The 12,463-nt window shown below is 58.7% G+C and carries 14 protein-coding genes; 4 read left to right on the top strand and 10 right to left on the bottom strand.

Annotated features, from left to right (window positions below):
- Positions 1 to 10 precede the first annotated feature (10 nt).
- Positions 11 to 1,582 carry a DUF427 domain-containing protein gene (locus AC2FEE_RS14505; RefSeq protein ID WP_496866038.1) on the top strand — a complete coding sequence of 524 codons (1,572 nt, stop codon included), beginning with the start codon at positions 11 to 13 and terminating at the stop codon, positions 1,580 to 1,582.
- Positions 1,583 to 1,655: 73 nt separating this feature from the next.
- Here AC2FEE_RS14505 and AC2FEE_RS14500 read toward each other — a convergent pair whose 3' ends face one another.
- From AC2FEE_RS14500 to AC2FEE_RS14475, 6 genes are all read right to left on the bottom strand, one after another.
- Positions 1,656 to 2,447, bottom strand: coding sequence for a DUF1217 domain-containing protein (locus AC2FEE_RS14500; RefSeq protein WP_496866037.1), 792 nt, complete (start codon positions 2,445 to 2,447; stop codon positions 1,656 to 1,658).
- Positions 2,444 to 2,845 carry a flagellar biosynthesis repressor FlbT gene (gene flbT, locus AC2FEE_RS14495; protein ID WP_352996402.1) on the bottom strand — a complete coding sequence of 134 codons (402 nt, stop codon included), beginning with the start codon at positions 2,843 to 2,845 and terminating at the stop codon, positions 2,444 to 2,446. Before flbT ends, AC2FEE_RS14500 begins: the two co-directional genes overlap by 4 nt.
- Entirely contained in the window at positions 2,845 to 3,219 is a 375-nt protein-coding gene (gene flaF / locus AC2FEE_RS14490; protein ID WP_496866036.1) for a flagellar biosynthesis regulator FlaF, read from the bottom strand. The genes flbT and flaF overlap by 1 nt, the downstream gene beginning before the upstream one ends.
- Before the next feature lie 77 nt (positions 3,220 to 3,296).
- A complete protein-coding gene (locus AC2FEE_RS14485) occupies positions 3,297 to 4,508 on the bottom strand; it encodes a flagellin N-terminal helical domain-containing protein (protein ID WP_170401047.1) in 1,212 nt (403 codons plus the stop codon).
- 210 nt (positions 4,509 to 4,718) lie between these two features.
- Complete coding sequence (locus tag AC2FEE_RS14480) at positions 4,719 to 5,078, bottom strand: flagellar biosynthesis protein FlgN (RefSeq protein ID WP_496866035.1); 360 nt, start codon at positions 5,076 to 5,078, stop codon at positions 4,719 to 4,721.
- Positions 5,062 to 5,343 carry a rod-binding protein gene (locus AC2FEE_RS14475; RefSeq protein WP_496866034.1) on the bottom strand — a complete coding sequence of 94 codons (282 nt, stop codon included), beginning with the start codon at positions 5,341 to 5,343 and terminating at the stop codon, positions 5,062 to 5,064. The genes AC2FEE_RS14480 and AC2FEE_RS14475 overlap by 17 nt, the downstream gene beginning before the upstream one ends.
- Positions 5,344 to 5,454: 111 nt before the next feature.
- Here AC2FEE_RS14475 and AC2FEE_RS14470 point away from each other — a divergent pair, with 111 nt between their 5' ends.
- The 3 genes from AC2FEE_RS14470 to AC2FEE_RS14460 are packed head-to-tail and all read left to right on the top strand — an operon-like array spanning position 5,455 to position 8,272.
- Complete coding sequence (locus AC2FEE_RS14470; RefSeq protein ID WP_496866033.1) at positions 5,455 to 6,684, top strand: flagellar hook-length control protein FliK; 1,230 nt, start codon at positions 5,455 to 5,457, stop codon at positions 6,682 to 6,684.
- Between the two features lie 2 nt (positions 6,685 to 6,686).
- On the top strand, positions 6,687 to 7,352 hold the full coding sequence (locus AC2FEE_RS14465) for a flagellar hook capping FlgD N-terminal domain-containing protein (RefSeq protein ID WP_496866032.1): 666 nt from the start codon (positions 6,687 to 6,689) through the stop codon (positions 7,350 to 7,352).
- A gap of 26 nt (positions 7,353 to 7,378) precedes the next feature.
- Positions 7,379 to 8,272: a phosphotransferase gene (locus AC2FEE_RS14460; protein WP_496866031.1), complete on the top strand. Its 894-nt coding sequence runs from the start codon at positions 7,379 to 7,381 to the stop codon at positions 8,270 to 8,272.
- Between the two features lie 3 nt (positions 8,273 to 8,275).
- On the opposite strand, the gene AC2FEE_RS14455 is transcribed toward AC2FEE_RS14460, so the two are convergent.
- From AC2FEE_RS14455 to AC2FEE_RS14440, 4 genes are read right to left on the bottom strand one after another with little or no spacing between them, the layout of a single operon-like run.
- Positions 8,276 to 9,577: an NAD(P)/FAD-dependent oxidoreductase gene (locus tag AC2FEE_RS14455; RefSeq protein WP_496866030.1), complete on the bottom strand. Its 1,302-nt coding sequence runs from the start codon at positions 9,575 to 9,577 to the stop codon at positions 8,276 to 8,278.
- Positions 9,574 to 10,392, bottom strand: a complete 819-nt coding sequence (locus AC2FEE_RS14450; RefSeq protein ID WP_496866029.1) for an ABC transporter permease — start codon at positions 10,390 to 10,392, stop codon at positions 9,574 to 9,576. The genes AC2FEE_RS14455 and AC2FEE_RS14450 overlap by 4 nt, the downstream gene beginning before the upstream one ends.
- Positions 10,389 to 11,279, bottom strand: coding sequence for an ABC transporter permease subunit (locus AC2FEE_RS14445; RefSeq protein WP_496866028.1), 891 nt, complete (start codon positions 11,277 to 11,279; stop codon positions 10,389 to 10,391). The genes AC2FEE_RS14450 and AC2FEE_RS14445 overlap by 4 nt, the downstream gene beginning before the upstream one ends.
- Entirely contained in the window at positions 11,279 to 12,406 is a 1,128-nt protein-coding gene (locus AC2FEE_RS14440) for an ABC transporter ATP-binding protein (RefSeq protein ID WP_496866027.1), read from the bottom strand. Before AC2FEE_RS14440 ends, AC2FEE_RS14445 begins: the two co-directional genes overlap by 1 nt.
- Positions 12,407 to 12,463 lie beyond the last annotated feature (57 nt).

Below are 12,463 nucleotides of genomic sequence, written 5' to 3'. Positions count from 1 at the left end.
GAGTCTGATGATGAATGTGCACACCGCCCCAAAGACCAAAGGTTACGGTATTTCGGTCGAAGAGCTGGCCGGTCGGGTTGCGATCTACCGTGATGACACCCTTTTGGCAGAAAGCACCAACGCCAAGGTCATGTATGAAACGCGCTTGCCGGCTACTATCTATATCCCGCGCGATGACGTCTGCATCGATCTTGGCGACGAAACCGAATTGCAGACCTTCTGCCCCTTCAAAGGGACAGCGACCTATCACGATGTCATATTGGATGGTCAACGTCTGGCCAATTCCGTTTGGGCGTATGAAGACGCCCTGCCCGAAAGCACAGCCATTCAGGGTCATATCGGCTTCATGCCCGAAGCCTATACGCGGATCGACCTGGGCGAAAACAATCTGCGGACCCCAGAGGATGGCAATATCAGCGGCCCTCTTATCGATTGGCTGATGCGCGGCGCGTCCGAGAACCAGACCCCCGAAGCCTTCACCAAAGCCCTGGCCGACAAGATGCTGGAACACGGGATTGCCATTCAGCGGCTCAGCATTCTGGCCTGGTCGCTGCATCCGCTGATCGCGGGCAAACACTATATCTGGGAAAAGGGCGAAGCCGAGATTTCGACCAATGTGCCCACCTATGAAATCCACGACCATCCAGCCTATATCAACAGCCCCCTGCGTCACGTGTCGAACGGTTTGGGCGGGGTACGCCAGCGGCTGAACGACGAAAACCCGCAAAACAGCTTTCCGATCATGGAAGACTTGCGCGCTAAGGGGGCAACCGATTACGTCGCCATGCCGCTGCCATTCTCGGACGGGCGCACCAACGTCCTGACGCTGACCTGCGACCACCCGAACGGGTTCACCACCGAAAACCTGGGGCTGGTGTTCGAATGTTCCTCGGTCATTGCCCGATATTACGAGGTCTTCATGCAACGCGAGAACGCGCAGGTTTTGCTGGAAACCTATGTGGGCAAACGATCGGGCGCGCGGGTTCTGGGGGGCGAAATCCGGCGGGGCGACGGGGACGAGATCGACGCCGCCATCATGTTCTGCGACCTGCGCAACTCCACCAGCCTGGAAGAACGGCTTGGCCGCTCCGCCTATATCAATCTGCTGAACGAATTCTTTGAAACTGTTTCCGGCATCGTGCATGACAATGGTGGAGAAGTTCTCAAGTTCATCGGCGACGCTGTTCTGGCGGTGTTCCCGGCCGGAGACGATTCAGAGTCGGCGCGCTGGAATGCCCAACGTTCCGCCATCGAAATCGTCGAGAAACTGGGCGAGCTGCGCCAATCCGGCTCTGAAACCCATTGCGATTGCTCGATCGGTGTTGCCTATGGGCGTGTTACCTATGGCAATGTCGGATCACGCGAACGACTGGACTTCACCGTCATCGGACAGGCCGCGAACGTGGCCGCCCGATTGGGGGAATATGGCAAAAAGGTAGGTCAGCGTATTGTCGTCTCGGCTGATATTCAGCCGGCCTGCGCCAATGCGGTGCCGCTGGGGGATATCAAGCTGCACAACGTGTCCCAACCGGTCATATCCTACGCCCTCCAAACGTCGGCAGATGCGGTTTTGAACAACTGACGTCCGTTTTTCCGGACTGGTATTGCGATTGGGCCGGGATCTGTCCAGCCTGACGTCGCGCCCGTGACCTCCATCACGCCCCCAGCAAGATCAGTGCAGTCTGAGCGGGGGAAATCGTGTTCTGCGATTGTGCAATCTGGCTGCGGGCCAGAAAGCGGTCCGTCAGCTGCGCCACTGCCGCCTCATCGGTGAACTGCGACAAATCCTCTGATCCGGTCACACCCGACAGCTTGGCTTTGAACACCTCAAGCTGCCGGTCGATGTCCAACTGGGCGAAGCTAGGCGGCAGGCCAAGAGCCGTTTCCATCATACTGCGCATCGGGGGCAGGCTCATCAGATCGAACCACTTGGTGTCTGCGCTGCCGCTTTGCCCAGCCAGATCGACCAGGGCGTGCTGTGCATACAGTGCAATACGCATGGTTTCGTCGGACTCGCCCACCGCGATTTCGAACTGCGACATGTCATTGTCGCGCGCAATATCTTCCATGAACGTTGCCAACCCGGTCCGGCGTATCTCACCCGGCCCCAGACCGAACGCCTCGGAAAACTCCCGATACCTGCCGTCGGACAACCTGTTTGACAGCGCATCATCGGCGCTGGTGCCATCCGACAGTACTTTTTGAATGAAGTACCGGTTGTTTATGTCGCCCTCCAAACCGAAAGCGCCCAGTGCGACCTGCAACAAACGACGGTCCGACACCAGATCCTCAGCCGTTTGCACCTTGCCGATATTTTCCAGAAAGTACTGCCTCTCCCTCTCATTGACGGATGAAGACGAAAAGCTGTCGAGCTGCGCGTCATAGGTGCGCTGTAGAAACCGCCAGCCCACCAGACCACCCGTAGGGATGACAGGCTGGAATGTCATTGCTGATACGCCATCAATCGTTCTTCGCGCGGCAACAAGGCGCGCAGAGATTTCAGACATTTGTAATACTGCTCGGCCAGCAAAGCCTCGGTGGCCTCGGACAGCACTCGGCGACTGTCTGCGTCGGTGAAAACCTGACTCAGCTCCTCGACCCGCCGCAGCAGCTGCTGACGGGCCCGTTCGGGCTCCATGTCGCCGGACAGCACAAGCTGAGCGGCATAGCACACCCGCCTAACCGGGGTATTCACTTCATCCGGGTGGATGGCATCCCGCAAGCGCAGGACGTTGGCATCTGGCGTCATGATCGAGAACCGACTGCGGCGGTCACCATTTTCAACAACCACGCCGTTGATCAGGACCCTCTCTTTCGGTGCAAGTTTAAGAACAAGCCCGCCCATCAGCCGGCCCCCATTTGCCGCAGGCCGCGCAGCACGGCCATGTTGATCTCAAGCAGAGGTTCCACGGTCGCCTTTTTGCCCAGAACCTGGCTGCTGTGCTGCTCAGTGAACTCGGCCAGATAGAATATCCGGGCCCGCAACTCGTTGGGCAGGGCGTTGTCCGAATCCGTGACACCGCTGGCCAGAACGGTCCAAAGACGGCGATTTTCGTGCAGCGCCTGAACGAACCCGGCAAAATCTGTCTTTTGCCGGGCGGCCGCAGCCTTGAGCCGGTGCGTGATCTTTGAAATCGCCTCGTATTCGGTGTCGCGCGGTGTACGCGTGGGGGCGGCAGTCTGCGCATAGGCTCGCTGTGCAAGAGTGTGCGGTGTCACTTGAAATCCTTCCAATAGTCCGCCTTTTGGCGATCAGGGCCGGGGCGCATTTCCACGCCCCAGCCAGGTTCCGAAGGTTAACGGAACAGAGACAGGATGGACTGCGGCGCCTGGTTGGCGATCGACAGCGACTGGGTGGCCAACTGCTGCTGAACCTGCAGGGCCTGCAGACGAGCCGAGGTCTCTTCCATGTCGGCATCAACCAGCGAACCGATGCCGGATTTGAACGAGTCAGCCAGGTTTGAGATGAACTCTTTCTGGGTCTCGATCCGGCCCTGCGACGAACCGAATGCAGCCGAGGCGTCAATCGAGGTGTCGATCAGGGTTTCAATCGTTGCCATAGCCGCGGTTGCGCCAGCGCCGGTCGAAACGTCAATGCCGGTCAACGCGCCCAGACCGCCCGAGCCTGCGTTCACGTACTGAGCCGAGAAGGAGACGTCATTGCCAGTTGCGTTGGCGACCGACAGCGTGCCTTGAGTGCCCGAGTCGTAGTCAACGGTCAAACCGGTGATGCCCAATTCGTCGATCTTTGCCTTCAGGCCCACAGCGACAAGGTCACCTGTTGTTGTCGCAGCAGCGTCCGCAGCCGAGACGGTGTAGGAAACGACTTGATCGTTAATCGCGACAACAACCTTGTCACCTGCGGCAAAAGCACCGCTGGATTCATCTGTCACCAGCGCAGTTGCCGAGGTTGCACCATTGTCGATGGTCGCGCCCACCCGGTCGTTGCCGGTCGAGGCACCTGTCGAACCGTCAAACACCTGAGCCGCAGTGTAGCCGCCGGTCGACAGGTTCTGACCAGCCACAGATATCGACGAAGCGGTCACCGCACCTGTGTTGTCACGATCGAGCGAGGCCAGGATCGAAGCAGAACCTGAAGACCCGTCCACCAGGTTCAGACCGTTGAACTGCGCCGCACTAACAACCGAGTTGATCTGATCTTTCAGAGCGGTCACGTCATCATTGATCTTGCCACGATCCACGTTGTCTTCCTGGGCCGCGACGATCTTGCCCTTCATCTGGGTCAGCAGATCGGTCACTGTTTCAGCGGCATTCCGGGCCACTGCAACGGTCGATTCACCCAGCGCCAGGCTGTCCTTGATCGCGTTGAAACCATTGACGTCGGATTCCATGACCTTGGAAATTGCCCAGACGGCCGAGTTGTCTTTGGCTGTTGCAACGTCCTTACCGGTCGAGATCGCGTTCTGTGTCTGTGCCAGGTTCTTGTTGACCGATTTCAGAGTTTGCAGCGCAACCATTGCGCCATTGTTGGTCAGAATGCTGGACATAGCTTTCTTCCTTTTCCGTTCGGGCCCTTTACGCCCATGCTTACCCCGCATCATCCGCGGGCTTTGACGTCTTTCTGATCGGTGCGATCCGCCGTCGGGCCGTTCGCGCCACCTGCTGATTTCAGGTGCCCGACCACCTTTGCCCCTGATCCCCTAACGGAGTGCTAAAGCGCCCAAGCCAAAAAAATCGGATTTGAATCAAACCCGTCGCTAAGCCCGCTTTTCCAGTTTGGCATTGTGGCGCACGGTGTATCCGTTGCGCTGACCGTCGGCGCCATAGGTGCTGAACTCCTGCCGAACGCGACGCAATTCGGCCATTCGGCTGGCCACAGCGCGAATCCCCTCTGCCGCGCTGTTCAGCAGGGCCTGGTTGCGTTCCACTTTCTCTTGCAGGCGAATCAACTCAGCACTGTCAAAGACCCGAAGTTCATTGATCGCCCCGATAAGCTTTTCCTTTTCCGGCGCCATGTGATTCAACCGGTCCAGGTCACCATCGACAAGCGCAGTACGCTCGAGGTCCAGCACTTCTTCCAAGGACTTGATCAGGTCGGTATCAGCTTTGACCGGCATTGGTTTTCTCCATCATGGACTGGATCAGAATTTCGGACAGGCCTACACCACCGGATTCGGCCAGCGCGCGCGCCTGATGCTTTACAAGGAAAGAGGAAAACTGGTCTTCCCCTGCGCCACCGCCAAAGGATTGGCGCGCCTTGCCCAATCCGGACGCCTTGAGCATTTCTGCCAGAAACGCCGCCTCCAATTCGACTGCGGCGGTCTGCACTTTCTGGGATGTTGTCGGTGGTTGCGGGACGGGTTGGGTCGCAGAAACCTTCATTGCTTTCTCCGAAATTTGCATCGAACTTTCTCGATCAAAGGTGAAAGCAGTTAAAATAAACGTAACTTCCTGCGGGCAAATTTCCGGTTACACAAAAGGAGCCGGAGCAAAATGCCCAACCCTCTTTCAGCGGTGATATCCTCACCAACCGCCGCCAAGAAACCCGATGCCACCCAGCATGAGGCACGCGAATCCAAGGACGGTATGTCCTTTCAAACGGTGATGGATCAGGACACCGATCCGCAGTCCGGTGATGCTGAAACGGCTGACCTTCTGGTTCAGATTCCGGATGCGGCGTCAGAGTTGGAGACCATCACGGAAGAGGTTGAGGTCACAGACATCGCTTTTGCAACGGATGACCACCCCCCTGCTGAGACCCCCCCTGTTGCTGCAGAGGTCATTCCAAAACCGGTTTTGGAATCGCCTCCAAAAGAGCCCTCTGTGACATCTCCGGTCACCTCGTCTGACGCTGATTCGACCGGGAACAAGCAACAGAACCTCCCGGGGGTTGAAGCCCTGCGAACAGCCGAAACCTCAGTGCAGCGCTCGGTTTCTCCAGCCTTTCAGGCTTTGAACCCAGGGGGCGACCAACCGAGGCGACCGCATGAAAACGTCCTTAAACCGCAGAACCTGCCGAGGGGTCCGGCCATTGCGAACTCGCGTCCAAAAGAATTGCCGGTTCTGTCTGCTATTGCATATCCGGTTCGGAACGTACCGCAAGCCTCGCTCACACCCGGACCGATGCCGAAACATCCAAACACATCCGATCGCGCGCAGACATTTGTGCAGATGCAGCTTCTGGCATCCGACACGGCCAGCATTCAGGTTGATACACAAGCGATTCCCGAGGGCGAGGACATGCAGGCTGCCAGAGAGACCTCGACGTTATCTGCCACACGCGATTCGGGGCCAGCGGTTCAGGCGATGACAGCAACCGCCCGCGCGGAAACAACGCGCGCCATCGCATCTCAGATGGCAACCGCCATCAACGTAAGGCCGCATTCCGGCGCAATCGAGGTTGCGCTGAACCCCGAGGAGCTGGGGCGCGTTTCGATCGTTATGAATGGCCGTGACGACGGCCTGCACCTGACGATCAGCGCGGAACGCCCCGAGACGCTGGAAATGATGCGGCGCCACCTCTCGGTTCTTGAGGCCGAGTTCCGGAATTTCGGTATGGGCGACCTGTCCTTTGACCTGGGTACATCCGCCGATGCGCAGCACGACAATTCTGGCGGTGATGAGGGCACCGAGTTCTCGGCCCCTCAACCCGAGCACATCGCCGAGGTCGGCCCGGCACGCCCACACATCGCCCCCGACGGGCGGATCGATATGAGGCTTTAACCATGATCAACCCAACGCAATCGACGACCCAGACCAACACGCCCGCGCAGGCGGCATCCAAATCACAAGCTGCATCCGTGGCATCCGACTTTGATACGTTCCTGTTACTGATGACCACACAGGCGCAAAATCAGGACCCGCTGAAGCCGATGGATTCCAGTGAATATGCCTCGCAGCTTGCACAGTTTTCGATGGTCGAGCAGCAGGTGCAAACCAACGAGGCGCTCTCGGAGTTGGTGTTGTCACTGGGCGGCATCAAGCTGGAGGAGTTGGCCAATTGGGTCGGCATGAATGTCCGGACCACTGCGGCGTTTCACTTTGACGGTGAACCTGTGCCCCTGTCCGCGCAATCTGCAGAGGCGGCTGATGGCGCGGTCATGGTCATCCGTGACAGCAACGGCACCGAGATTGAGCGGATTTCCGTACCGGTAACACAAACCGACTTTGCGTGGGCCGGCACAACGAGTGACGGCAGCCCATTGCCGACAGGCAGCTATACGGCAACACTGGAAAGCTATGACGGGGATGAATTGCTGTCGACCCAACCCGTTGCAGCCTACAATCAGGTGGTTGAAGCACAGGTCGGGGACGATACTGTCTTGCTGACGCTGGAAAGCGGTCAGGTGGTACCGGTGGGAATGGTGACAGCGGTCCGAACCGGAGCTTGATCTGCAGGGCGCGACAGGCCACACCTGTGCAACTGCGACTCGATTTTGTACCGGTGACCCCCCTGTCTGACCCGATTACCCCTCCGTTGGATCTTGTTGATGACCTGCGCGATCAGGGTCTGGTTGCAGCGGATGCGCAGTTTCAGACATTGTATGGCGGGCGCACCAACCAGGTCTGGAAGGTGCTGGAAGAAAACGGCGGCAAGGTGCTGAAACTGTATCGCGCCGGACCGCGCAACCCGCTGTTCCGCAACGATGCCGAGCTGGAGGCGCTGTGCTTGACCGCCTTGGAGCCCACAGGTTTTGTTCCTCGCCTGCGCGCGGCCGGTCAACATAATCATGGCCGATGGGTGTTCTACGATCACGCGCCGGGCTCACCCTGGCGCGAGGGGTCGGCTGAGGTGGGGACGCTGTTGCGCAAGCTTCATACGCTTGACCTGCACGTTCAAGCACCGAAAGGGTGTAATGGCAGCGCGGATTTGGCGCGGCACGGGCAGAGTATTCTTGATGGGTGCGTTTCGAAAACGCGGATTCAATTGGAACAGTTGACGCCCAAGGAACAGGTGCCGCCTGTATCCCGCACATGCCTGATTCACGGTGACCCGGTGGCCGGGAATATTCTGACCGCACCTTCCGGTCTGACTCTTATCGACTGGCAATGCCCAGCGCAGGGCGATCCGTGTGAGGACCTAGCTTTGTTCTTGTCCCCGGCGATGCAGTACCTGTACCGGGGCGCGGCTCTGACTCAGGCGGAAGAGCGTCAATTCCTGTCTACCTATGGCCATGGTTATACAGTGGATCGGTATCAACGGCTGCGTCGTTGGTACGCGTGGCGCATGGCCGCCTATTGCCTATGGCGTGTCGAAAGCGGTGCGGGCGATTACGCGCAAGGGTTGGAACTGGAGCTGGCAACGCTCTAGCCGTCACCAATCCGCAAGTGCCATCAACGCATAGGCCGGTGGCAGCAACGCACGACGCCAGCGCCCCAACGGAAACCGTTGCGGCGCACGTGCAATAGGCTCCGGGAGGTCGGCACACTGCCCCAAAACCATCCTAGCCAGCGCACGACCGCAATAGGTGCCCATCGCCACACCGTTTCCATGATAGGCAAACCCGGCGAACAGCCCCGGCAGGCCCTCCACAGGCCCGACATACGGCGTTAGACCCCGCGAGAGGCAAACCATGCCTGACCACATATGGGTCACGTCAACACCCGACCAACCCGGAAACATCTTCCTGAAATCCCTTATGACCTTGCGCCTGATGGCGGCTTCGGCCAGCGGTGATGACAGCAATCCTCCGCGCATTCCGAACAGAAACCTTCGGTCGGGCATAAGGCGGAAATAATGCAGCAATTGGCGTGTGTCATAGGCCATCTGGTCCGAGGTCCAGCCCTGTTCCTGCATTTCGGCCTCGGACAAGGGACGGGTCACCAGTACCGTGGACTGCGCGGGCATGTACCGGCCTGCCATCCAAGATGGGATGTCCTCGCTGGAATAACCGTTGGTGCAGATCAGCACGTTTTGCGCCCTGATCCGACCGGATTCGGTCTGAACTTCAAGACCGGATCGCGTTTTTCGAAAAGTTTGCGCGGCGCTTTTCTGGAACAGTTCCGCGCCGCGTGACCTTGCTGCCTGCGCCAGTCCGAACAGGTATTTTCTGGGGTTCAGGGCAAATCCGACCGGAGTGGTGTAGCCGCCATAGAACCTGCCACCGAAGCCAAGCCCCGGCAGATCACCCGGTTCATGTAGCGTGCCAGACGCCTCGGCTTGTCGCCGCAGCTTTTCCATCGCGCGTGGAGTATGAGCCAGTTGGGTTTCACCCCGTGAATGCATATCGGTGTCGATGCAATGCGTCCCAAGCAGGTCGGCGACCAGGTGAACAGCGTCTGCTTCGGCCTGGGCATAGCTGCTTGTGGCAGTCTCTCCAAACTGGCGGACCATCGCGTGATGGCTCAGCTTTGACCCGCCCAGACAACAAAACCCGCCATTGCGCCCGGACGCTCCCCAACCCGGTATTTCAGCTTCGAGCACGGCTACCGACACTCCGGCCTCGGCCAGATGCAGCGCCGCCGACAGGCCAGTGAAGCCGCCGCCGATGATGACGACATCTACGCTCTGGTCACCTTCCTGCACTGGCCAATTGGGGCTGGGGCAGGTCTCATCCCACCAGCAACCCGCGCGCGGACCGGGGCCGTAGGTGTAGTTGGGGTAGATGCGCCTCATTCCGTTCGGGCGGCAGCCATTTCGTCTTGTCGCTGCCGCATCATCGCGCGTTTGGTCACCAGCGAGGCGATGATCACGCCAATGGTGACAACAGCGATCATGATCGTCGATAGCGCGTTGATTTCGGGACTGACCCCCAATCGCACGGAAGAGAATATTCTCATCGGCAAGGTCGTCGCCGACGGGCCCGAGGTGAATGATGCGATCACAAGATCGTCCAGAGAGAGGGTGAAAGCCAGCAACCATCCGGAAATAACAGCCGGAGCGATAATCGGCAGTGTTACCAGGCGAAACGCTTGCGCCGGCGAGCAACCCAGATCAAGTGCGGCCTCTTCTAGTGATTGATCGAACGTTACAAGACGCGACGAGACGACAACGGACACAAAGCACATCGAGAACGTCGTGTGCGCCAACACAATGGTCAGGATGCCGCGATCCAGTCCGATACCGATGAAGAGCAGCAACAGCGACAGGCCGGTGATGACTTCAGGCATTACCAGCGGCGCGTAAATCATGCCCGAAAACAGAGTGCGGCCAAGGAAACGGCCCCCGCGCACCAGCACATAAGCAGCGGCGGTGCCCAGAATTGTTGCGATCGTCGACGAGAACACAGCAACGCGCAAAGTCACCCACGCTGCGTCCAAGATTTGCTCGTTCTGAAAAAGCTCACCGTACCATTTGGTCGAGAACCCTGCCCAGACCGTGACCAGCTTGCTTTCATTGAAGCTGAAGATGATCAGGATGATCATCGGGATATAGAGGAAGGCGAACCCCAGGGTCAGCGAAACCGTGTTGAACCAGCTTAACCTGCTCATTGCTCGGCCTCCGTCTGTTTTTGCTGATTGCGCTGGAACAGCACGATCGGCACTACAAGAATCAGCAACAGCACCACCGCCACGGCGCTGGCCACCGGCCAGTCTCGGTTCGAGAAGAACTCCTCCCACAGCACTTTGCCGATCATCAGAGTACCCGAGCCACCCAGCAACGACGGGATCACGAACTCACCGATCACCGGGATCATCACGAGGAAACAACCCGCGATGATGCCGGGGCGCGACAGCGGGACCGTCACCAGCCAAAAGGCCTGCAGGCGCGAACAGCCCAGATCCTCGGCCGCTTCGATCAGGGACCCGTCCATCCGCTCGAGCGACGAATAGATCGGCAGGATCATGAACGGAAGATAGGTATAAACGATGCCTATATAGACAGCCGTATTAGTGTTCAGAATGGTCAGCGGAGTTGAGATGATACCCGCCCACAGCAGCAACTGGTTCAGGTAGCCTTCGTTCGACAGGATGCCCATCCACGCATAGACGCGGATCAGAAACGAGGTCCAGAAAGGCAGGATTACCAGCATCATCAGCGTCGGCCGCCATTCCGCAGGTGCGCGCGCCATGCCATAGGCAATTGGATAGCCCACCAGCAGCGTCAGGAAAGTGGAAATGACCGCGATTTTGACGCTGGAGAGATAGGCTTTCCAATACAGGTCATCCTCGGTCAGCCAGACGAAGTTCTCGAAATCCAGTTGGCTGAAGAAATCCCTTATCCCGGCCCAACCCTGCGACAGGTCAAGCGTCGGCGTGTAAGGCGGAATGGCTAGCTCGGTATCCGACAGTGAAATTTTCAGGACAATGAAAAACGGCACCAGAAACAGCGCCAGCAGCCAGACATACGGAACGGCAATCAGAAACGCGCGGCGCATCAGCTTACCAGCAAAACCGCGGCGGTTGCTGTCCAGGACAGCCAGACCGGGTCTTCCCATGTAAACGACCGGCGCGAGATACGGCGAGTGTTGGCCGTCTGCGCCTTGATAATCGTGCCGTTCGGCAGTTCAACGTAATAGGTGGAGAGATTGCCCAGATAGGCGATGTCGTGCACCTTGCCCTGCACCGCGTTGATCGCATCCGTCGGGCGGTCTGCCGAAATCGTCACCTTTTCGGGCCGGATCGCGAGGTGACAGGTCTGTCCCTGCGAAAACCCGTTGGCCGAGGTCGCCGTCAAGGGCGACTGCCCCTCGGCCCAGTCGATCTGATAGGTATCGTCACCGTTGGACGAGGCCCGGCCTTCGATGATGTTCACATCGCCGATGAAATCCGCGACATAGACCGAGTTTGGGTTTTCATAGATGCGGTCCGGCGTTTCCACCTGCATCAGCCTGCCTTGGTCCATCACGGCTACACGGCTGGCAACCGTCATAGCCTCTTCCTGATCATGGGTCACGATCACGAAAGTTGTGCCGGTCTTTTCCTGGATGTCCATCAGTTCGAACTGCGTGTCCTGCCGCAGTTTCTTGTCCAGCGCGCCCAGCGGTTCGTCCAGCAGCAGCAGTTTTGGTGCCTTGGCCAAAGACCGCGCCAGCGCCACCCGCTGACGCTGACCGCCCGAGATCTGATGCGGCTTGCGGCGAGCAAATTGCTCCAACCGGGTCAGGCGTAACATCTCTTCGACCCGATCCTCAAGGTCGTGCTTGGGCATGTTGTCCCGGCGCAGGCCAAAAGCGATGTTGTCCCAGATGCTGAGATGCGGAAATAGCGCATAGGACTGGAACATCATGTTCACCGCCCGCTTGTTCGGCGGGATCGGATCGATATCCTGACCGCCCAGCAAGATATGCCCTTCGGTGGGTTTCTCGAACCCGGCCAGCATCCGCATCATGGTGGTCTTGCCGCAACCCGAAGGTCCCAGCAGCGCAAAGAACTCGCGCTCGAAAATGTCCAGAGACAGGTTGTCGATGGCCGTGAAGTCTCCAAACCGCTTGGTGACATTTCGGAACTGGATCAAAGGTTTCGCCTGTGGATCATTCCACGGCGCAAAGATGTCAGAAGTCACTGTGGCCCCCGTTTTTGCCGGACTGGAAACAGGTGCAGGGCGGCCCAGCCGCCCTGC

Source organism: Ruegeria sp. YTSC199, assembly GCF_059609725.1.
Note: the sequence above shows the minus strand (reverse complement) of the source record. Positions and strands in the feature narration are given on the sequence as shown.